This is a genomic window from Carnobacterium maltaromaticum DSM 20342 (genome assembly GCF_000744945.1).
Taxonomy (GTDB): domain Bacteria; phylum Bacillota; class Bacilli; order Lactobacillales; family Carnobacteriaceae; genus Carnobacterium; species Carnobacterium maltaromaticum.
This window is the reverse complement of record NZ_JQMX01000001.1, coordinates 1,562,861-1,582,998: the sequence shown is the minus strand read 5'-3', so window position 1 is coordinate 1,582,998 and position 20,138 is coordinate 1,562,861. Positions and strand designations below refer to the sequence as shown.

Genomic DNA, 20,138 nt, shown 5'->3' with positions numbered 1-20,138 from the left:
AGAAATAAGTAATTATTTCTAATTAGGGTGGTACCGCGAAATAATAAATTCGTCCCTGTTGTAGTTCGCTACAGCAGGGATTTTTGCTGTGGTTCTTGCTGCTTCAGCAGCTTAGAACCACAGTATGCATCGACCTGAAGGGGCGGATGTAATCCGAAAATGTTGGTTTTTATGGTTCTTGCTGCTTTGTCATGGTTCTTGTTGCTTTAGCAACTTAGAAACATGATACACATCCATCAAAGATGGACTGTGTTCAATTTTTAGAACCACAGTATGCATCGGCCTGAAAGGACGGATGTAATCCGAAGAAAGACAAGACAGATGTCAAAGAGATTTGTGGATGTTGCACTTGCAAAGCCCAAATCGAAATAGCGATGAAATTTCGAGGTGACAAAAAGCGTCACATCAAATTTCCCTATTTTCTTGCCAGAGCTACCCGGCTCAACAAACTTTTTATCAAGGCTAGTTTTTATGAGCCAGTCCTTTGGAAAAAAGATAAATTCCCAAAAAAGTAAAAAAACACTTTTCTTGGAATTTCCTATTTTTCTGCCAGGCCTAACCGGCTCAACAAACTTTTTATTTAGGAGATGGAATGGAAAATGTTAAAGTTAATCAGTACAGCAGGAGGAATTATTGGATATCGTTGCTCAAACTAAATCAACTTAAAAATTAGTTAGGAGAGATGATAGATATGGAAAAGCAACAGTCATTTAAAGAAGCGTTAGGTATATTAATCTTATTATTAGTCGTTATTGGCGTAAGTGTCATTAAATTTGGAGTTGCTCCACAAACACCTTTAATTATTGCCATTGGTTTATTAATATTATGGGGGAGATTTAGAAAGAAATCGTGGGATTCAATTCATAAAGGGATTCAGGAGGGGATTTCAACTGGATTAGTTCCAATGATTATTTTTATCTTAATTGGAGCCTTAATTGGTATTTGGATTGCCGCAGGGATCATCCCATCTATGATGGTATTTGGTTTTAAAATTTTAAATCCGGGTATTTTTGTACCCTCAGTTTTTATTATTTGTGCGATTGTTGGGACTTCAATTGGGAGTGCTTTTACAACAGTTTCAACTGTTGGAATCGCTTTGTTAGGTATGGGAACATCAATGGGCTTTAATCCTGCTTTGGTTGCAGGTGCAATTGTATCGGGAGCAGTTTTTGGTGATAAAATGTCGCCTTTATCAGATAGTACAAATTTGTCAGCAGCTGTATCAGGCGTCGACTTGTTCCGTCACATTAAAAACTTGATGTGGACAACAGTTCCTGCATTGATCATTTCATTAATTTTATTTTTTATTTTAGGTAACGGTGAAACACATGCAAGTACAAGCAATATTGATGAATTAGTCAAAACATTAACCGCTAATTTTTCAGTCAATATATTTGCGATTATTCCAATAGTTGTCATGTTTGCCTGTTCTTGGAAAAAAATTCCTGCAATTCCGACTTTATTATTAAGTATTATTGTAGCACTTGTGATGTTGGTGATTGAACATTCAGGACTTAACTTTACCGAAATTTCAAGTATTATTCAAGATGGATTTATTGCACAAACAGGAGATAAAAATATTGATGCATTACTATCTCGCGGTGGTGTTCAAAGTATGATGTGGTCAATTTCATTAATTATTTTAGCATTAGCATTAGGGGGATTGTTGGTTGAATTTAAGATTATTGATTCAGTCATGGCCCCAATTTCTAATTCACTTAACTCTACTGGCAAATTAATTTTAGCGACAGCATTATCTTGTATAGGGGTTAATTTATTAGTAGGAGAACAATACTTATCCATTATTTTACCTGGTAAAGCCTTCAAAAATTCTTTTGACAAGGCTGGTTTACATCCTTTGGCGATGTCTCGTGTGTTAGAAGATGCAGGGGCAGTTGTGAATTCGTTAGTTCCTTGGAGTGTCAGTGGTGTGTTTATTGCAGGTGCTTTAAGTATTCCAACAATTGATTACTTACCGTTTGCTTTCTTTTGTTTACTTTGTCCAGTCATTACAGTATTTTGTGGTTTTACAGGTATTGGAATTCAAAAGAAAAAAGAATCAAGTATTGCAAAAGAATTACGAGAAGTATAATAAGTTAATCCCAAAAAGGCTAAGATTTTTCTTAGTCTTTTTCCTTTTCTTAAAGTATCAGCTAGAATAATTAGGAGAAAGTGTGTAGAATAAATGAGTAAGACAATTTAGGAAAAGTAGGTGTTCAGTGAATGAAGCAAAAAAAAGGCATTTTATTAGCCAATCTTGGAACTCCAGATAAGCCTGAAAAGAAAGAAGTTCGAGCATTCCTTAAATTATTTTTAGCAGATAAGCGTGTCATTGATACGCCTCGGTATATTTGGTTACCAATTTTACACGGCATTATTTTAAACACACGTCCTAAAAAATCTGCTAAACTTTATAAAGAAATATGGCGCACAGAAGGTTCACCATTATTGATTTATACGAAAGAACAAACGCGCCAATTACAAGATCGTTTTCCAGATGTAGTGGTTCGCTTCGGCATGTCTTATAGTCACCCTTCAATTGTGACATCCTTAACAGAGATGGATGATTTAGGCGTAACGGACTTAACTATTATTCCATTATATCCACAATATTCTACAACGACAACAGCGTCTATCTACGATGCTGTCGCAACTTATTATTTAAAAAAAGAAAATATACCTAGCTTACATTTTATTCGAGAATTCACAGAACACCCTCTATACATTGATTTATTAGTAGATCAAATAAAAACTGAACTTGCTAAACATCCAGTTGATCATTTGCTGTTTTCTTATCATGGAATTCCAGTTTCATATGCAGAAAAAGGGGATCCTTATCCAGAACAATGTGCAGCAACGACCAAAGCCGTTATGGCTAAACTCAAACAAAAGATAGCTTATTCAGAAACCTATCAATCAAAATTTGGTCCAGCTGAATGGTTAATACCAGCAACGGATGCGACTCTAAAAAGGTTGCCTATAGATGAAGGCGTGAAAAAAATCATGGTGATTACACCAGGTTTTGTATCAGATTGTTTAGAAACAATCGAGGAAATTGAATCTGAAAATCGTGGGTACTTTATGGAAAACGGTGGCGAAGAATTTTATTACATTCATCCTTTTAATGAGGATCCGCGATTCGTTGATTTATTGGCCCAACTAGTTAGTGATAAATAAATACAACTAAAATTGAGGAAATGAAAAAGAAAGCTTGCGACTTATTCTTAGGCATGGTATAGTACTTACATGCGATGAGTTGACTCAACCAGGTAACTTCGGTTATTCCGCTGCGGCGGCTAGTGGTTGAACAAAGGCAGGGCGTTGGTACTTCGAGTACAACTACAGGATGTAGATGCTTAGCTCCCTCTGTATTGTGGAATTCATGGAGTTTGTTTATGCAAATAAATACTGCCGGAAAAAGCACTGACATTTATGTCAGTGCTTTTTTCTTTGTTTTTTATTTAATGTAAAAGCTAATAGTTATTTAGTTGAAGGTGCGTTTTTTATAAAATCACGATAGCTTTTTACCATTTCTTTTGACTTAGTATAGTGTAAATAATGTTCACCTTTAAAAATTTCGACTTTCCCGTAGTTTAATCCTTTAATTTGCTCTTCATGTTTTGGCTCCCATCCTTCAGTATCCTTAATACTTGCTTCTGCCAAGAAAAATAGAACAGGTAGTTCTTTAGGAAAGTTCATATTTTTAGCAGCATTAAAATTAGCTTCCATTTGTTCGCCTTCACTAAGAATGGCAGCATTCATAGTGTTTTTTAATGAAATTAATCTAATTTGTTTTTTTGTTCTGGAATCTACATCAGGAGCCATCAAGGAATCGGGTTTTAGCAACAATCTAAAAACACCTAAATCACGTAATAATTTATAGCTGCTAGCAGGAAAAGGGTCAACTGATTGAGTAGGAAAGCTTGTATCAATTCCAACAAAAGCAGTAACTTCATCAGGGTAAGTTCGGCTATAGTCTAAACCATAAATCCCAGCAATTGAATGTCCCATAAGTGTATAAGATGTAATGTCTAATTTTTGCAAAGTTTCATGAATTTCAGAAACAATATTTTTAGTTGAACGTTCTGAAGTTGGAAGGTCACTTAATCCATACCCAAGAGGTTCTACGACGACGACTTTATAGTAGGCTTTTAGTTCATTTACTAAAGGTGTGAAATCTAAAGCAGGAGCAGCAGTTCCAAAACCAGGAAGTAAGACAATGGTTTCTTGACCATTGCCATGAATACTCACATTTATTTTTTTATCATCAACAGAAATTTTTTGTCCATAATCTGTAATTTTTTTATCATCTAATCGATTTAAAATTTTATTTGTCACAAACATTCCTGCAACTATAATGATAACTACTAGTAAAAAACTGATTATTATTTTTAATGAAATTCGTCCTATTTTTTTGATCAACATAGTACCATCCCTTTTCAATTTAATTTGTTTAAATGAGAATTTAGTTCAACTTTCAAATTATTTCCCAGGTAATAATTTCTTTTCTCTGGGATACATTTATTCTACTAGAAAAGGTAAGATTCGTTTTATATTAAGCGTGAATGGTAGAAAAATGACGATGAAATGTAACTATAGCTTGCAAAAAAGTGTTTTTTCTTTTCATTAGTTGCTATAATGGCAGAAGTTGCGGTTTTCATGTAATTATTTTTATAGAGTAAACGCATACTGAAGTGGAAATTTTTTTTATTTATTTTCCTACTTTTTTTGCCGAGCCTAAACAGCTCAACAAACTTTTTATTCAGGCTAGTTCTTATGAGCTAGTCTCTCGGAAAAAAGATGGAATTTCGAGGTGACAAAAAGCGTCACATCAAATTCCCCTATTTTTCTGCCGAGCCTAAATAGCTCATCAAACTTTTTATTAAAGGAGATTCAAGTTAATGAACACCAATATAATCGGGATCGTGTTATCTTTTAGTTTTATTTTTATCGTGTTAGCGCTTGTAACAGTCAGTCAAAAGAAAGCTAATTTAAGTGAGGAGTTTTCTAGGAAAGCCATTCATATAGCTGTCGGAAATTGGATTTTAATTGCTGTTTATTTTTTTGATTCAATTTTATGGGCCGCTTTTGTTCCACTGTGTTTTATTATCTTAAATTATATTTCATATAGGAAGCAATTATTCAAAGCGATGGAACGCAGTGCAGATGATTCTTTAGGGACTGTTTGGTATGCTGTATCTTTATTTGTTTTAACTGTAGTGGCTTTTTATTTAAATATGCCTTTTATCGCTATTGGTGGTATTTTATCAATGGCTTATGGTGATGGATTTGCTGCTGTTATAGGAAGTAAATGGGGGAATGTAACCTACCCAGAAAAATTCGGAAAAAAATCATTAGAAGGCGCAGTGACGGTCTTTATCTTTATTTTTTTAATTACTAGTATTCTTGCTTATCTTTATTTGCCCGTGAATAGCCTGTTAGTAGGCTTAGTTTGTGGCTCAATCGGGACGATTTTAGAATTGTTGACGCCTAATGGCTTTGATAATTTGTCAGTTCCATTGAGTATTGGAGCACTCCTTTATTTGTTTACAATTGGTTCAACGATGACAGGATTGATTCTAAATACGACACTGACAATCTGCATTTTATTTTTAGCTTGGGTGGTCGGAGCTTTAACAGCTAAATCTTGTGTGACATCATTTATCTTAGGAATGTCCCTTTATTTATTAGGAGGTTGGCTCGTTTATGCTGGCTTAATTGTCTTTGCTATTTTAGGCAGTGGAATTAGTAAAATAGGGCGCCAAAAAAAGATTGATGCAGCTGCATTACATGAGCGGGAAGGAACTAGAGGCTCAGTTCAGGTATTAGCCAATGGCTTACCAGCATTATTCTTTGCAATTATTTATTTTGTTACCCAAGTTGAGGCTTTTCAACTTGCAGCGCTGACGACTTTTGCAGCAGCAAATGCAGATACGTTTTCTTCGGAAATTGGTATGCTTAGTCAGAAAAATCCAATCTCTATTTTAACATTTAAACGCTTGGCTAAAGGTTTATCTGGTGGGGTTAGTTTTTTAGGTCTCATTAGTGGCTTGATTGGTGCGTTATTGATTGGTAGTTTAGCGCTAGGGAGTTATCCGATTAGGATTATTTTATTGATTAGTTTAATCGGTTTTTGTGGTACGTTAATTGATAGTATTCTAGGCAGTACTTTGCAAGCCAAATATCAAATTGGCAAGAAAATCACAGAACAGATAACTGAAAATGGACAGAAGTTAAAGCGAATATCAGGATACTCAGTTATCAATAATGATGTCGTCAACTTTATTAGTGTGCTATTAACAGGTATTTTGGCTTGTTTCGTGTTTAATTGAAGTGTTATTTTAAAAGAATAAGTCCAGTAAGAAATCAAAAATTTACAAAAAAAATACATTGAATTGCTTTACTTCCATAAAACCTATGTAATAATGAGAGTAAGATTAAGAAAGGACTATCATCATATGCCTAAACAACGCCTTTACATTATTTCTTTGGATGCTTTTGGTAGCCAAGATTTAGAGTATGCAAAAAACTTACCTAATTTTAAACGATTATTAGCTCGCAGTGCACTTGTTTCAGAAGTTGAAACAGTTTATCCGTCATTAACTTATATGGCGCATACATCAATTGTGACTGGGGTTTATCCCAATAAACATGGCATCATTAATAATACCTATTTGCAACCACATTTAGATTCGCCAGATTGGCACTGGTACGCAAAGGATATCAAAGTTCCCACTTTGTTTGATGTTGCTCATCAAGCTGGATATAAAATTGCAAGTTTACTTTGGCCAGTTACAGGACGAAGTAAATCTATTCATTGGAATTTTGTTGAAATATTTCCAAATCGTAAATGGAAAACTCAAATAGGAGTTTCTTTATGGTCTTCAAGTCCTAAGTATATCTTCGATTTAAATAACAAATTTGGAAAATTGCGCAATGGAATTCAACAACCTCAATTGGATGAATTTATTACTGCATCAATGGTTGATACGATAAGAACAAAAAATCCAGATTTATTTGCAGTTCATTTAGTTGATTTAGATAGTACACGCCATAAATATGGTGTAAATACGCCAGAAACTCAGGCTGCTATTCAGCGGATGGATCAGCATCTTGGCCAGATGATTGTGGCTATGGAAGAAAAAGGTATTTTTGATGATACGGTTATTGCAATTCTAGGTGATCATTATCAAATTGACGTCCATACGGTCATTCGCTTAAATCAATTATTTAAGGAGCAAGGATGGATAACCTTAAATAAAGATGGAAAAATTAAAGACTGGCAAGTTATTGCAAAAGGAGCAGATGGTTCTTGTTATATTTACACTCAACCACATATTGATTTATCCGAAGTTAAAGCTGCTTTAGGTAAACTAGAAAAAGAAATTGATCATATTTATACTGGTGAAGAAGCGGCTGCTATGGGAGCTGATTCAGCTTGTCAATTTTTAATCGAAGCAAAAAGTGGCTATTATTTTGAAAGCGGGATAAACGGACCTTTAGTTGAAAAAACAGCAGAAAATCCTACTTTACTCAAAGGCACTCATGGATTTAGTCCTAAAAAAGAAAATTATACTACAACTTTATTTATTAGTGGTCCAGGAATCAATTCAGCAGCTAAAATTCCATACGCACATTTAATAGACGAGGGACCAACTTTTCTACATGCAATCGGATTGAGTTACCCTCAACCAGTTGATGGGCGAATTTTAATCGAATTATTTAATGAAGTCAATTAAACTGAAATGGATGTGAAGGAATGGAGCAAATTAAACAAAGTGAGAACGATCGCTTTCGTTACACTAAATTAGAGCGTAGTTGGATTATGCAAGATTGGGCCAACTCAGCATACTCAGTAATGATTACAACGGTCGTATTCCCTTTATTTTTTAAGGTAGTTTCTGAAAATGGTGGCTTAAGTGATGCCACTTCAACAGCATATTGGGGCTATGCAAATTCTTTAGCCACTTTAGTTGTATCTCTTTTAGCTCCGTTGTTAGGTGCAATTGCCGACTATAAAGGCTATCGTAATCCTTTATTTACTCTTGCAACAGGATTGGGTGTCGTGGCAACACTAAGTTTTGCTTTTGTTCCTGATGAGAATTGGCAACTATTATTATTTCTTTATGTATTATCTGCAATTGGCTTCTCTGCTTCTAATATTTTTTATGATGCCTCTTTAATGGATGTTACCTCGAATAAGCGGATGGATCGTGTTTCAAGCGCTGGATTTGGTTGGGGATATATCGGAAGTACCATTCCATTTTTACTTTTTATCGTTTTACAATTAACTGAAATTTTACCAATTTCTACAGGAACTTTAATTAAAGGTTCCTTTATTATGACGGCGCTGTGGTGGTTCATTTTTACTATTCCTTATTGGAAAAATGTGAAGCAAACGACTTATATTGAAAAACAACCTAAGATAGTTGCTAAAAGCTTTAGTCGTTTATGGCAAACAATCAAACATATTCGCCAGCATCGCAATGTTTTTCTATTTTTAGCTGCTTACTTCGTCTATATTGATGGAGTAGGGACGATTATAACGATGGCAATGACCTTTGGAACAGATGTTGGTTTAAGTGCGAATAACCTTGTAGTCATTATGTTAGTTGTTCAAATTGTGGCTTTTCCGTGCTCAATCTTATATGGTGTTTTAGCAAAGCGCGTTGGAAATAAAGAAATGATTTTCTTTGGTATTTTAACGTATATAGGAATTTGTATTTTTGCGATTCAGCTCGATAGTTTACTTAAATTTATCGTGTTAGCTATCTTGGTTGGAACTGCCCAAGGTGGAATTCAATCCTTGAGCCGTTCTTTATTTGCCCAATTAATACCAGTTGAAAGAGCCAATGAATTTTTTGGATTTTACAATATATTTGGCAAATTTGCTGCCGTCATTGGTCCTGTATTAGTCGCAGTGACGACACAAATTACCGGACATGCTAAAGATGGTGTATTTTCTTTAATTATTTTATTTGTCGTCGGAGGAATTTTACTTTATTTTGTTAAAGTAGACCATGAAATTGAGAATCTATAAATATAAAAAAACGAGTTGAGAATTTCTCAGCTCGCTTTTTTGGTCAACCTTTAAAATTATATAAGGGTTTAATAATTTCTTGAATCTTCATAGTACCCGTCACATCTTTTTGTAACTGTTTACTTGGTTTATAGGCGCTAGGTGCTTCGTCTAAGGTATGTTTAGAAACGGAAGTACTCCAAATATGCCGCATTGTTTTTTGATAGCTGTCTAGGCTGATTTGAGCTTTAGCTTTGGAACGACTTAAAATCCGACCAGCTCCATGAGGGGCAGAATAATTCCAGGCTGGATTGCCTAACCCAGTCGCAAGAATACTCCCATCACGCATATTTAATGGAACAATAAGTGCTTCCCCTTTTTGAGCTGAGGTAGCGCCCTTTCGAAGCATTAAGTTTTCAGTATCGATATAGTTATGAGCGCAATCAAAAGTACTGATGACAAAGTTGTCCCATTTCATCCCTTTTAAAATCGTTTCAGCCATCAATTTACGATTTAAGGCAGCGTAAGCTTGGGCGATTTTCATATCATTCAAATAGTTTTCAAAATTGCTTCCTTCTACATAAGAAAGCTCATACGGAATCTTAATTGTTTCACGAAGGGTTGCTAGTCTATTGGCCTCTGCAATCAAACCTTTTTTCATTTGGTGCTTCAATTCTATTTTTAACTCTTTTCGTCTAGTAGCTAATGTTTGATAGGCTATTTCTTGATGGTATTCTGCGACTTCTTTGCCGAGACTGCGGCTACCACTATGAATGACCAAATAGATGCCATCTGCACCTTGGTTCACTTCAATAAAATGGTTGCCTCCACCAAGTGTCGCGATACTACGCATGGCCCAGCCTTCATGGACGGGTGCATGTAGTTTTGTGAAATCAAATTGGTGCATTGCGGTATCATGGTTGCTTTGCCCACTAGGAATTCGATTGCGAATCAATTGGTCTAACTTATCAAAATTTAATTTTAAACGTCCAGGTTTTAACTTTACAACATAAAGTCCACAACCAATATCGACTCCAACAAGATTTGGTACGACTTGGTTTGTGATGGTCATACTAGTTCCAATCACACAACCTTTGCCACTATGAGTATCAGGCATAATTCGAATTTGACTATCCTTAGCAAATTCTTGATTACAAAGTGAAATAATTTGACTGATCGTATGATCATCAAGCATATCCGTATAAACAACAGCTTCATTATATTTTCCTTTTAATGTTAACATTTCAAATCCTCAACTTTTCTATAGAGTTTAGGAGAAATGAAGAGATTCGATTTCTCCTATTGCTGGATAAATCCTCTTAGTTGGTTTAATTTATTACTCATTGCTTCGTCCTCCCTTAGAATGTTCGTTGAGCCGTTCAGGCCATAAAAATAGTTAGAATGGTAAACTTGGAGCTTTAGGTTCAGAACTACCTTACTCTTAGTTCTTCTATCTTAAAAAAGAATTACTTTAAAAACGCAAAAAAACAGTTCATCAACCAAGAGATTGACGAACTGTTTCTAAAAATTAAGACTAGCATCTATTTGTTAAGAGCATTGACAACAGAGGGAAAACTATTGCCACTCAAACAAATAAGTGGGGCTTTAAATTCAAAACATAAATCAAATCTTGCTTGTTTCGTAATAACTATCTGTAATTGAGTAACTGCATTTTTCATGATGTCTGCTCCTTTCCGTTTAGTTTTGGTAACTCGAGAAGAAGTATAACATGACATTTTTTTATTAACAAGAGAATCTTTCATCTTTTTTATTTCTGGCTTTTCTTAAATAATCTAAAATTTAGGCATAGACAAGTGTGAAAATCAGAAAAAGTATGGTATCATTTGGTCATTCACAGAATTTAGTAAAGAAAGAATTTATGTCAGCTTTAAGCTGATTTTAGTGATATATATAGTAATGGAAAGAGGTTTATTTAGAATGGGAATGGTCAGCAATGATTTTCATAAAATTATGATGGAACGTCGCTCAATTCGAGCCTATGATGAGGCCGTTAAAATTCAGCAAGAAGAAATGGCTCAAATTTTAACTGAAGCAACATCTGCTCCATCATCTGTAAATATGCAGCCTTGGCGTTTTGTTGTCGTTGAGAGTAGCGAAGGAAAAGCAAAGCTACGTCCACTAGTTGGTTCAAATGTGCTACAAAATGATACATCTGCAGCGATGATTCTTTTATTTGGTGACCGCAATTGTTTTGCTTACTCAGCTGATATTTATGGGGTAGCAGTTGAACGAGGCTTGATGCCAAAAGAAGTGGAAGAAAGACAACTAAAAAATTTAAAACATCATTATGAAACCATTTCTCCTGATCACTTAAAAGAGACGTTATTAATTGATGGAGGATTAGTAGCGATGCAATTAATGTTAGTGGCTAGAGAACATGGGTATGATACGAATGCAATCGGTGGTTTTAAAAAAGAATTATTGGCAGAGGCTTTTAATATGGATGCCGCTCGCTATGTTCCAATTATGATTGTTTCCATTGGAAAAGCGGTTGAAGCAGGTTTCCCATCTGTACGCTTACCTATTGAAAAAATTACCGAGTGGGTTTAAAATTTAATTAGTCAAAAAGACTCCATTTCAATCAGAGGAAATTCTGATCGGAATGGAGCCTTTTTGATTAATTGATAGCTGCTATAAGTCCTGCAAGTTAAGTTTTTTTATAAACCTTGTAAATATCTAACCAATTAGGAGTGTTTGAAGACCAATAAGCAGAAGTGTAGCGATTAAAATAGGGTTTAATCAGTAAATAGTATAGTGTAACATCCAAGTATAAAGGCTAAAGTTAATAGTATCGTTAAAATTATTTTATAAACTATTTTTATTTTCATTCATAGTAGCTTCCTTTTATAATTAAAAAGTTATTTTACTTTAAAATTTTTATTAGTTAAGAGAGTTGCCCAAAGCCCATATATTGGGGAAAAAATACATACTAACTTAAATAAATTAATCAAGGGATACTTTGAAATGATAGAAAATAATAAAGTAAAGAACAAAAGAAAAGAAATACTAAAAACTATAAATCGATATATATTTTTTTTCCAAAAAGGAAACCTTTTTAAATTATTGTCTAAAAAGGTCCCTATCAATCCTAAGCCTAGCCATTTCATAACTTTATCCTCCCCAGTAAATAAACAAGCTTGATGAGTTGTCTAACACATAAAAGCTTGTTTTTATATAATGTTAGCCTTGTTTAGTTGCAATCGTTGCTCCAATTCCATAAATTGGGGCAATAATGCATAAAAGCTTAATTAATTTAATAGTGGGATAGTTGGTAATAATAGAAAATATAAGTGTAAAGAAAATAAGAGATGAAAAACTAAAAATAATAAATCGATAGATATTTTTTTTCCAAAAATGAAATTGATTCAAATGATTGTCTAAAAATATGCCGAAAAATCCTAATTTTAGCCATTTTTTCATACTCAGCCCTCATTTCTGTATTTTAAGATGATAAATTATTGGTAATACCAATATTGATAACTGTAGCTTTGATAGATAAAAACTCGGACATGACTATAAGTTCCTGGAGTAATATATGATATTATACTAGCTATGACAAAATACTTAACTCCACCTAAAAGCATACCAACTGCAGGTGCACCTCTATTTGCAATAAAATTCAAATCACTCTTTTTTATATATATTTTGAAAGTACCAGAAAAAACAGAACCGACTATTTTAGTTGTACCAGCTGCTCGCGCTAAATCAGGAGCTGGTAATGGCAAATTATTATCTTTACAATATTGAACCAATCCGGATCGAGTTAATTCTATTTCAAAGTTATTCCCATCGGAACTAACGGAAAAATATGGAGAATTTTTATAATACTCTAAATCGATGGTTTCTTGTATAGTTTTGGCTTCAGAAGCATTAACCACTATAGGTGAGAATAAAAAAGCATTTACTAGTATCATAGCAGTTAAGGTTATTGAGATTATTTTAATAGTTCTTTTCATGACTTTTCCCCTATTCACTTAATTATTTTTTTTCTAATAAACCACTAAACTCATAGCTATAAAATAAAGTTCCATCTCCATTCATGGTAACCAATTTTTTATTCCCAGTTGCATATAACCACCCTTGATATTTACCACCATTAATATATGAAACATGCCATCGGCGATTTAAACCCGGGGCTTTCATTTGAAACCAAGAGGTTAAATATACTCCAAAAACAGCTCTAGATACTTTATTTGGAAAGTAAGTATAATGCTCACTACCTTCAATTAATATTCCTTCATCCAACAATGGGGAATCAATAAAATCTAAAGTATTGGTTCTGTCATAAACCGTATTTTCTGACGCATAAACTGGTTGGGCAAGAAAAGCACAGGAAAGTAATAGTGTGCTAATCATTAAAACTCTTCTTTTGATTTGCATGGATATTTCCTCCTTAAATTTGATAAATTGATTATTACATATATCAGATAAAGAAAACTATTTTGTTCATAAGTGATTAATTTTGATTCACAAATGCTATAATAATATATAAAATAGAGTTTGTTTTCAATGACATAGTTTGCAGTTTAGAATTCTAAATTTATTTTAAGGAGTGTTTCACGATGTTTGATTGGATTACTGTAGATTCATTTACATATTCATTTTTTGCGATATTCAGTTATTATTTTTGTTTTCTTTATTTTGAATTATTTAATAGTTTGAAAAAAATTTTAATTTTATTGTTGTCATTTTTAGTCATATTGATAGTTCATTTCAATTTTGATAGTATTGCTGATTTATTATGTTTTGGCTTTTTTTTGATTTATGAGATAAGTCAAAAAAAACCTCCTCTAAATGGACTTTTTATTACAGTTGTATCGCTATTAATCCCTAGATTTTGTAAAAATATTATAAGTTATATAGTTTGGAACACGTCAATAAATACACTTTCTGCACCAATAGCATATTTGATTCCTTATATCCTATTTATTTTGTTAGCTATTCCTATACTTTTAGTAGTTAGAAAACTATATGTTGAAATTAAGTTGAAAAATAATTACTTTTTAAGTCTAACAATCGTATTATTTATTGTGTATTTCATTTTACTTATGAATCAGCTATTTGTGTATATTTCTTATTATAATGATTTTTCTGGATATGCGATTTTTGCAACAGTTCTTGTGGCCATATTCGTTTTATCTTTGCAGTTTTTTTTCTATAATGAGATAGTAAAAAAAAGGATAGAAAATATAAAAAAAGAAGAAATGATTCACGCAGCGGAACAATTTAATTTAGAAGTAGAAAAGCAAAATAATGAAATTAAAAAATTTAAACATGACTATCGTAATATTTTATTGTCGTTAGATTATTTTATTGAACAGAAGGAGTGGGGAAAGTTACGAGAATATTATGAAATAACGATTAAGGAATCTCAAAAAAATCTTCAAAAGACAAATTTTACACTGTCTTCAATCAACAATCTTGTAAACTTTGAGTTAAAAAGTATTTTACAAACAAAACTTTTAAATGTCCAAGAAAATGGAATTGAATTGAATGTTACAGTTATTGGGGAAATAGAAGTGGAAAACCAATACTCACTAGCACTAGTCAGAGGTCTAGGTATTATTTTAGATAATGCATTGGAAGAGTTGGAAACATTAAATGGAGGGAAATTAAACATTCTGTTTACAAAGGAAGAAGAAGAAGTTGTTATTATTATATCAAATTCATGTAGTGGAACTGTTGAAAATATCCGAACTCTTAAAACAAAAGGCTTTTCATCAAAAGGAATGAATAGGGGATTAGGTTTAAGCAATTTGCAAGAAATTATAAATGAAAATGACTTTGTGTTAGAAACATCAGTTAAAAATAATTTATTTACTCAGATAATAAGAATTCAAGAAAGGATGAAATAATATGCTTTCAGTTTTTGTTTGTGAAGATGATAAAATACAGCGTGAAAAATTAGAGAAAATTATCCGGAACGTTATTATGATTGAGGAATTAGAGATGGAATTTACTTTATCTACTGGAGATATCAAGGAACTATTAGAATTAGTAAAAAAGCTAGAGCCGATAGGTTTATATTTTTTGGATATAGACTTACAGCAAGAATTAAATGGTATAGAATTGGCATCAGAGATTAGAAAGTATGATACTTTTGGCAAAATAGTGTTTTTGACTTCACATACTGAACTGATGCCTCTAGCTTTCCAATATCGGGTTGAAGCATTGGATTATATCATCAAGTCTGAGGAAGAAGCAATGAGGCTAAGAGTATATGAATGTATGAAATTGGCTTCCGAGCGACACAAAGATGACCGATTTAAAAATAAACATATGATTACAATTAAAATAGGGAACCAACTTAGAACTTTTAAAGTAGAGGATATTTTATTTATTGAAACATCAACTAAACCCCATCGTTTAGTTTTAAATTTAATAAATGAACAAATAGAGTATTATGGAAATATAAAAGATGTTGAAAAATATGGATTTAATTTAACTAGATGTCATAGATCTTTTGTTGTGAATAAAGATAATGTCTCAAAAATAAATAAAAACACCTTAGAAGTTGAGATGAATGATGGGAGCATAATTTATGCTTCTACCAGAGGCATAAAAAAGTTGCATTAATGAACACATACCATTCGTTTATGAATGATAGGTAATAACTTCCAAATTTAGTTTATACTTCAATTAAACATTAAATTTGGAAGGTGATTTTATATGAAAAAAATTTTTTTCTCACTGCTAATACTTCTAATTTTCCCAACCCAAAGCTTTGCAAATTCACAAAAAATAGTGAGTGATTTGGATGGCACTGTAGTAATTGAATTTATACAGAAGATTTTATATAAGTATAAAATCTTCTCGACAGGTAAGTCGGCAAAAACATACAATGGATATACTCTTCGAAAAAGCGTGAAAGTTAAAGACGGATACATAGGATTTTATTAGTAATGCTTCTTAAAGATAGCCAACATTTTATCAGGAAAAATAGCATAAGGATAACATTCTATTGACTTTTCCAAAATAAAACAGCCTGCATTCCACAAAGTATTTTTTGTGGAATGCAGGCTGTTTTATTCTAGTTTACACATCAATTAATGACTATTTTTAAGCATGATTTTTTTCAATGGATAATATAAAAGAGAGACTAAAATTACAGTTGAAATCGAATTAATCACAGTTGCATATAAACTTACAAATGAGGCAATTGAGGCAACTTGTAAAGTCGTACCCGCAATTAAAGAAACAATCACTCCCTGTACATAAGACTCAATAATTTTTGTTATTCCAGCTGCAATTGCAATCAGTAAAATTACATAAAATTTAGAATCATCATGTTTAAATAAGCGGAAAATAGTTGCAACAACTGCGGCTACAATAATTGCTTCAATCATTGTGAATACTGCAAAACTAGCATATCCGTTTAATAAATCAAAAATCCCAAGACCGATTGCACCAGCGGCAGCTCCGTATTTGAAACCTAAAAGTAGCACAGAAAGAACAACAAGTGCATTTCCAAAATGAATAAATGGGGCCCCTACTGCAGCTGGTAAAGGAATTCTAAAAACTTGGACGCCTAGAAATGTAATCGCAGCGAATAGCCCTGTTAACACAATCATATATGTTTTGTTTTTGTTTGAATTTAGCATAAAATTCCTCCTTTAATCGATAAAAAACTCGTTGAGACGGTCAGCTCCGGCAGAAAAATAGAGAATTGCAAGAAAAGTGTCAGTTTCTTTTTTTGGAAATTCATCTTTTTTCCGAGGAGTTGGCTCAAAAGAGCTAGCCTAGATAAAAAGCTCGTTGAGCCGGTCAGCTCCGGCAGAAAAATAGAGAATTGCAAGAAAAGTGTCAGTTTACTTTTTTGGGAATTCATCTTTTTTCCGAGGAGTTGGCTCAAAAGAGCTAGCCTAGATAATTATTTTTAGTAGTTTGGGTAATTCCGTTTCAAAACAAACACCAAATTTAGGATCTTGTTTTTGCTGAAGAGTTTTTGAAATGGCATCGTGAATAAAACGAACAGCAATTTCGCTTGCTGTATGAATGTCTTTACCAGATAATACCGAGCCAGTTACTATACTAGCAAAAATATCCCCAGTTCCAAAATAATGTCCAATCATCTTTTTATCTAAAGCATAATTGATTCTATTTGTTTCAACATCAAAAGAAGCAGCCCCAATTTCAAATTCGTCAAAATAAACGCCAGTTAAAATAATTTTTTTTGGACCTAGTTGTCCCAAACGTTTTAATAAATCTTCAATATAGTCTTTTGTGTAAGGACCTGTTTGAAAAGGTTCTTCTAAAAGTAATGCAGCTTCAGTCAAATTTGGGATAATGACTGTGGCTTTTTCACATAATTTACGCATTTTTGCTGGATAATCTGGTTGAAAGCCACGATAAAGTTTACCTGAATCAGCCATAACAGGATCAATGATGACAGGACATTGTGAGGCTGTCATCGTATCAATAGTATCTATCACAAGATCAATCTGTTTCGGGTTGCCTAAGTAACCTGTATAAATAGCATCAAATTTTAAATCTAAAGATTTCCAATGAGCAATGATTTTTTTCATTTCTTCTGTTAAATCTAAGTAAGTATTAGCTCCAAGCCCTCCAGTGTGAGTTGAAAGTAACGCAGTTGGCAAGACGCAAGATTCAAACCCTAAAGTAGCAAGAATCGGCAAAGTGACAGTTAGGGCAACCTTTCCGACTCCAGATAAATCATGAACAACTAAAACTTTTTTTTGCATGTATATCTCTCCTCGTATAAAAAGTTTGTTGAGCCGTATAGGCCTGGCAGAAAAATAGGGAAATTTGATATGGCGTTTTTTGCCATCTCGAAATTTCATCTTTTTTCCGAAGGACTGGCTCAAAAGAACTAGCCTTGATAAAAAGTTTGTTGAGCCGTTTAGCTTTGGCAAGAAAATAGGGAAATTTGATATGGCGTTTTTTGCCATCTCGAAATTTCATCTTTTTTCCGAAGGACTGGCTCAAAAGAACTGTCCTAATAAAAAGTTTGTTGAGCCATTTAGCTCTGGCAAGAAAATAGGGAAAGTTGATGTAACGTTTTTTGTCACCTCGGAATTTCATCTTTTTCTCGAAGAGCTGGTTCAAAAGAATTAGTTTTAAGACTTATAAAATTAAAAAAGTGGCTAAAAATAAAATGCAGTATAAAAATCCAATCATTAAGCCCCAATTATAGCATGAGTAGCAATAAACTATAAAGCTTTTAACTATTATTTTACTCATTATATTTTCTCTCGTTCTAATTAACGGTTTGGTTATTCTTTTAAAATTAAAAAATAACTTCTAATCCTATTATGCTTGATAGAATTTTTTTGAGATAACTAATAAAATGAAAACTATTTTTTTGTTATTTATTTTTATTGTTATTAAGTTGCTCATTAGTTTTTTTTTTCACTTACAAAAAAACTTTATTCAAAGATAGTTGCATCATATAGGTGTTAATCATTGTGAAAAATTAATTTTCACAATGTTATTTTAGTTGAAAAAAAAGTCTATAAATAAGTCGTGTATCTTTTGTTTTTTGTTATTTTATTGTATGATTTGGTTGAGAAATTAAGATGTTATTTATTCATGTTATTCATGAGTGTGAAAAGGTCTTTTATTCTTTTTAATAACCGATTAATACCAATATAATTAAGGAAGTAGGGGATTGAAATGCGGTCTGGAAATGTCTTGTTTTTAACTATTATTGGAACCATTATTATTGGAGCGGGAACGGCAATTTTAGTGCAAGCAAAAGAAGAAGAAATTGTTATTAAACCCATTGAAATACCTTATGGAAAAAACATCAATGCAGCAGTCATTGAAAAACAATTAGAAAAGCAAGGAATTAAAGATGTTAAAATTATTAAAGGTAAAATTGAACCTGAAAAAATTGGTGAATACTCTCTAACTTTGCAATTAACTAAAGAGGATAATGAAATTTTTGAAAAAGTCGTTAAAATTGATGTTACAGATGAAGTCCCTCCAGAAATAACAGTGAAAAAGGTTGAGATTGAGGCAGGATCTAATTTTAATCTAACGGATTATGTGGATGTAATTGATAATGCTGATGGTGATTTAACCGGAATTATCACGTATAAACCAGTTGATACCAAAGATCTAGGAGAACAAAAGTTAGAAATAGCTAGTACGGACTATTCTGGAAATAAAACCAATAAAAAATTATTCTATCTGTTATAGACACAACAAAACCAACTCTGAATGTAACAGATGAAAAAATCAATTTTGGAGCAAAATTTAATGCAATGGAAAATAGTAGTGCTACGGACTTGATTGATGGAAATTTAACTTCTGAAATGCAAGTTACCGGTACAGTTGACCCTAATACAGCTGGAACTTATACCTTACTATATACGGTCTCTGATAAATCAGGTAACAAAGTAGAAAAAGAACGGAATGTCATTGTGGAAGCTGCTCCAGTTGCAGATAATGTTGAGCCAGAAGCAACCAATGAAAATGCAAATGAAACTAATCCAGAGACTGATACTTCTAGTGATGTGAATTCTGAAGCAGAAGCTGTAACGCCTGCACCTATTTCAAATCCAGATCCAATAGCTCCACCAGCACCAAGTTACGCTCCAATGACTATCTATGTTGGAGGCTCTGCTATACCTTATCAAAATGGCGGTCAAGGAACTGGACAGTCAATCATCGATAACGCTCCAGTTGCTTCAACTTGGGGAGGTGCGGCTATTCAATCAGGAAGCGATGGTTTAAATACACATATTATCGGTCATAACCCGGGTGTCTTTAGCGCTCTATTTAATGTTGGAATTGGTAGCCAAGTAACGATTACAGATGGAAATGGAACACCAACAAACTATACAATTAATCGAGTCTATGAAGTCAATGATAATGCTGTCGGTGTTCGGGATGGTGTTGATTATTGGGATCAAATGATTGGTACTGGCGGAGGTGAACGGGTGACCTTCCAAACATGTGAAAATGACAATGTGAATTGGGTCTATGAAGCAGTAAGCTAATGTTGGTTTGGAACCGAAAAGAAAATACTAGTCAATTAAGAGTTAACTCTTAATGGACTAGTATTTTTTTAATTAAAATCCGCTGAAAACGGGCTTACAATAAAAAATACTTATGTTAAAATAAACAAGGACTT

20 protein-coding genes and 1 other annotated feature (1 of these 21 cut by a window edge) are annotated in these 20,138 nt (G+C 33.0%); of the genes, 11 read left to right on the top strand and 9 right to left on the bottom strand.

The window, feature by feature from the left end; genetic code table 11:
* Nucleotides 1-60: a binding site (T-box leader), on the top strand (it extends 155 nt beyond the left edge of the window).
* Nucleotides 61-691: 631 nt separating this feature from the next.
* Both nhaC and hemH read left to right on the top strand, forming a co-directional pair.
* Nucleotides 692-2,092 carry a Na+/H+ antiporter NhaC gene (nhaC, locus tag BR77_RS07650; RefSeq protein ID WP_015075639.1) on the top strand — a complete coding sequence of 467 codons (1,401 nt, stop codon included), beginning with the start codon at nucleotides 692-694 and terminating at the stop codon, nucleotides 2,090-2,092.
* Nucleotides 2,093-2,223: 131 nt separating this feature from the next.
* A complete protein-coding gene (hemH, locus tag BR77_RS07645) occupies nucleotides 2,224-3,177 on the top strand; it encodes a ferrochelatase (protein ID WP_016356334.1) in 954 nt (317 codons plus the stop codon).
* A gap of 303 nt (nucleotides 3,178-3,480) precedes the next feature.
* Here hemH and BR77_RS07640 read toward each other — a convergent pair whose 3' ends face one another.
* On the bottom strand, nucleotides 3,481-4,425 hold the full coding sequence (locus tag BR77_RS07640; protein WP_015075642.1) for an alpha/beta hydrolase: 945 nt from the start codon (nucleotides 4,423-4,425) through the stop codon (nucleotides 3,481-3,483).
* 476 nt (nucleotides 4,426-4,901) lie between these two features.
* Between BR77_RS07640 and BR77_RS07635 the strand changes: the two genes are divergently transcribed.
* The 3 genes from BR77_RS07635 to BR77_RS07625 all read left to right on the top strand — a co-directional run bounded on the left by BR77_RS07635 (nucleotide 4,902) and on the right by BR77_RS07625 (nucleotide 9,040).
* On the top strand, nucleotides 4,902-6,332 hold the full coding sequence (locus BR77_RS07635) for a DUF92 domain-containing protein (protein WP_015075643.1): 1,431 nt from the start codon (nucleotides 4,902-4,904) through the stop codon (nucleotides 6,330-6,332).
* Between the two features lie 126 nt (nucleotides 6,333-6,458).
* The gene (locus BR77_RS07630; RefSeq protein ID WP_016356335.1) at nucleotides 6,459-7,739 is read left to right on the top strand and encodes an alkaline phosphatase family protein; all 1,281 of its coding nucleotides are present in this window, start codon (nucleotides 6,459-6,461) and stop codon (nucleotides 7,737-7,739) included.
* A 20-nt stretch (nucleotides 7,740-7,759) separates the two neighbouring features.
* On the top strand, nucleotides 7,760-9,040 hold the full coding sequence (locus BR77_RS07625) for an MFS transporter (protein WP_035064479.1): 1,281 nt from the start codon (nucleotides 7,760-7,762) through the stop codon (nucleotides 9,038-9,040).
* Nucleotides 9,041-9,083: 43 nt separating this feature from the next.
* Here BR77_RS07625 and BR77_RS07620 read toward each other — a convergent pair whose 3' ends face one another.
* Both BR77_RS07620 and BR77_RS19065 read right to left on the bottom strand, forming a co-directional pair.
* Nucleotides 9,084-10,262, bottom strand: coding sequence for an RtcB family protein (locus BR77_RS07620; RefSeq protein ID WP_015075645.1), 1,179 nt, complete (start codon nucleotides 10,260-10,262; stop codon nucleotides 9,084-9,086).
* Nucleotides 10,263-10,560: 298 nt separating this feature from the next.
* On the bottom strand, nucleotides 10,561-10,698 hold the full coding sequence (locus BR77_RS19065) for a hypothetical protein (RefSeq protein ID WP_015075646.1): 138 nt from the start codon (nucleotides 10,696-10,698) through the stop codon (nucleotides 10,561-10,563).
* 259 nt (nucleotides 10,699-10,957) lie between these two features.
* Here BR77_RS19065 and BR77_RS07615 point away from each other — a divergent pair, with 259 nt between their 5' ends.
* The gene (locus tag BR77_RS07615) at nucleotides 10,958-11,590 is read left to right on the top strand and encodes a nitroreductase family protein (RefSeq protein WP_015075647.1); all 633 of its coding nucleotides are present in this window, start codon (nucleotides 10,958-10,960) and stop codon (nucleotides 11,588-11,590) included.
* A 308-nt stretch (nucleotides 11,591-11,898) separates the two neighbouring features.
* On the opposite strand, the gene BR77_RS07610 is transcribed toward BR77_RS07615, so the two are convergent.
* The 4 genes from BR77_RS07610 to BR77_RS07595 all read right to left on the bottom strand — a co-directional run bounded on the left by BR77_RS07610 (nucleotide 11,899) and on the right by BR77_RS07595 (nucleotide 13,420).
* On the bottom strand, nucleotides 11,899-12,147 hold the full coding sequence (locus tag BR77_RS07610; RefSeq protein ID WP_035064476.1) for a hypothetical protein: 249 nt from the start codon (nucleotides 12,145-12,147) through the stop codon (nucleotides 11,899-11,901).
* Nucleotides 12,148-12,220: 73 nt separating this feature from the next.
* A complete protein-coding gene (locus BR77_RS07605) occupies nucleotides 12,221-12,460 on the bottom strand; it encodes a hypothetical protein (protein ID WP_015075649.1) in 240 nt (79 codons plus the stop codon).
* 35 nt (nucleotides 12,461-12,495) lie between these two features.
* Nucleotides 12,496-12,996 carry a hypothetical protein gene (locus BR77_RS07600; protein WP_015075650.1) on the bottom strand — a complete coding sequence of 167 codons (501 nt, stop codon included), beginning with the start codon at nucleotides 12,994-12,996 and terminating at the stop codon, nucleotides 12,496-12,498.
* A gap of 22 nt (nucleotides 12,997-13,018) precedes the next feature.
* Complete coding sequence (locus BR77_RS07595) at nucleotides 13,019-13,420, bottom strand: hypothetical protein (RefSeq protein ID WP_016356336.1); 402 nt, start codon at nucleotides 13,418-13,420, stop codon at nucleotides 13,019-13,021.
* A 182-nt stretch (nucleotides 13,421-13,602) separates the two neighbouring features.
* On the opposite strand from BR77_RS07595, the gene BR77_RS07590 reads away from it, so the two are divergent.
* Both BR77_RS07590 and BR77_RS07585 read left to right on the top strand, forming a co-directional pair.
* Entirely contained in the window at nucleotides 13,603-14,895 is a 1,293-nt protein-coding gene (locus BR77_RS07590) for a sensor histidine kinase (protein WP_015075652.1), read from the top strand.
* 1 nt (nucleotide 14,896) lies between these two features.
* Nucleotides 14,897-15,616 (top strand): LytR/AlgR family response regulator transcription factor, encoded by a 720-nt coding sequence (locus BR77_RS07585; protein ID WP_015075653.1) that lies wholly within the window; start codon nucleotides 14,897-14,899, stop codon nucleotides 15,614-15,616.
* A gap of 470 nt (nucleotides 15,617-16,086) precedes the next feature.
* Here BR77_RS07585 and BR77_RS07575 read toward each other — a convergent pair whose 3' ends face one another.
* Together BR77_RS07575 and BR77_RS07570 are read right to left on the bottom strand one after the other, a co-directional pair.
* Nucleotides 16,087-16,641, bottom strand: coding sequence for an ECF transporter S component (locus BR77_RS07575; protein WP_015075654.1), 555 nt, complete (start codon nucleotides 16,639-16,641; stop codon nucleotides 16,087-16,089).
* A gap of 261 nt (nucleotides 16,642-16,902) precedes the next feature.
* A complete protein-coding gene (locus BR77_RS07570) occupies nucleotides 16,903-17,742 on the bottom strand; it encodes a pyridoxamine kinase (RefSeq protein WP_015075655.1) in 840 nt (279 codons plus the stop codon).
* 64 nt (nucleotides 17,743-17,806) lie between these two features.
* Here BR77_RS07570 and BR77_RS19060 point away from each other — a divergent pair, with 64 nt between their 5' ends.
* The 3 genes from BR77_RS19060 to BR77_RS19420 all read left to right on the top strand — a co-directional run bounded on the left by BR77_RS19060 (nucleotide 17,807) and on the right by BR77_RS19420 (nucleotide 20,004).
* Entirely contained in the window at nucleotides 17,807-18,115 is a 309-nt protein-coding gene (locus BR77_RS19060; protein ID WP_035064467.1) for a hypothetical protein, read from the top strand.
* 558 nt (nucleotides 18,116-18,673) lie between these two features.
* Nucleotides 18,674-19,201 carry a hypothetical protein gene (locus BR77_RS19425; protein WP_015075657.1) on the top strand — a complete coding sequence of 176 codons (528 nt, stop codon included), beginning with the start codon at nucleotides 18,674-18,676 and terminating at the stop codon, nucleotides 19,199-19,201.
* A 65-nt stretch (nucleotides 19,202-19,266) separates the two neighbouring features.
* On the top strand, nucleotides 19,267-20,004 hold the full coding sequence (locus tag BR77_RS19420; RefSeq protein WP_236700885.1) for an immunoglobulin-like domain-containing protein: 738 nt from the start codon (nucleotides 19,267-19,269) through the stop codon (nucleotides 20,002-20,004).
* The last annotated feature ends 134 nt before the right edge of the window (nucleotides 20,005-20,138 follow it).

Coding starts and splice junctions, on each gene's coding strand:
- nhaC (WP_015075639.1), top strand. CDS start 692: ATGGAAAAGCAACAGTCATTTAAAGAAGCGTTAGGTATATTAATCTTA.
- hemH (WP_016356334.1), top strand. CDS start 2,224: ATGAAGCAAAAAAAAGGCATTTTATTAGCCAATCTTGGAACTCCAGAT.
- BR77_RS07640 (WP_015075642.1), bottom strand. CDS start 4,425: ATGTTGATCAAAAAAATAGGACGAATTTCATTAAAAATAATAATCAGT.
- BR77_RS07635 (WP_015075643.1), top strand. CDS start 4,902: ATGAACACCAATATAATCGGGATCGTGTTATCTTTTAGTTTTATTTTT.
- BR77_RS07630 (WP_016356335.1), top strand. CDS start 6,459: ATGCCTAAACAACGCCTTTACATTATTTCTTTGGATGCTTTTGGTAGC.
- BR77_RS07625 (WP_035064479.1), top strand. CDS start 7,760: ATGGAGCAAATTAAACAAAGTGAGAACGATCGCTTTCGTTACACTAAA.
- BR77_RS07620 (WP_015075645.1), bottom strand. CDS start 10,262: ATGTTAACATTAAAAGGAAAATATAATGAAGCTGTTGTTTATACGGAT.
- BR77_RS19065 (WP_015075646.1), bottom strand. CDS start 10,698: ATGAAAAATGCAGTTACTCAATTACAGATAGTTATTACGAAACAAGCA.
- BR77_RS07615 (WP_015075647.1), top strand. CDS start 10,958: ATGGGAATGGTCAGCAATGATTTTCATAAAATTATGATGGAACGTCGC.
- BR77_RS07610 (WP_035064476.1), bottom strand. CDS start 12,147: ATGAAATGGCTAGGCTTAGGATTGATAGGGACCTTTTTAGACAATAAT.
- BR77_RS07605 (WP_015075649.1), bottom strand. CDS start 12,460: ATGAAAAAATGGCTAAAATTAGGATTTTTCGGCATATTTTTAGACAAT.
- BR77_RS07600 (WP_015075650.1), bottom strand. CDS start 12,996: ATGAAAAGAACTATTAAAATAATCTCAATAACCTTAACTGCTATGATA.
- BR77_RS07595 (WP_016356336.1), bottom strand. CDS start 13,420: ATGCAAATCAAAAGAAGAGTTTTAATGATTAGCACACTATTACTTTCC.
- BR77_RS07590 (WP_015075652.1), top strand. CDS start 13,603: ATGTTTGATTGGATTACTGTAGATTCATTTACATATTCATTTTTTGCG.
- BR77_RS07585 (WP_015075653.1), top strand. CDS start 14,897: ATGCTTTCAGTTTTTGTTTGTGAAGATGATAAAATACAGCGTGAAAAA.
- BR77_RS07575 (WP_015075654.1), bottom strand. CDS start 16,641: ATGCTAAATTCAAACAAAAACAAAACATATATGATTGTGTTAACAGGG.
- BR77_RS07570 (WP_015075655.1), bottom strand. CDS start 17,742: ATGCAAAAAAAAGTTTTAGTTGTTCATGATTTATCTGGAGTCGGAAAG.
- BR77_RS19425 (WP_015075657.1), top strand. CDS start 18,674: ATGCGGTCTGGAAATGTCTTGTTTTTAACTATTATTGGAACCATTATT.
- BR77_RS19420 (WP_236700885.1), top strand. CDS start 19,267: ATGGAAAATAGTAGTGCTACGGACTTGATTGATGGAAATTTAACTTCT.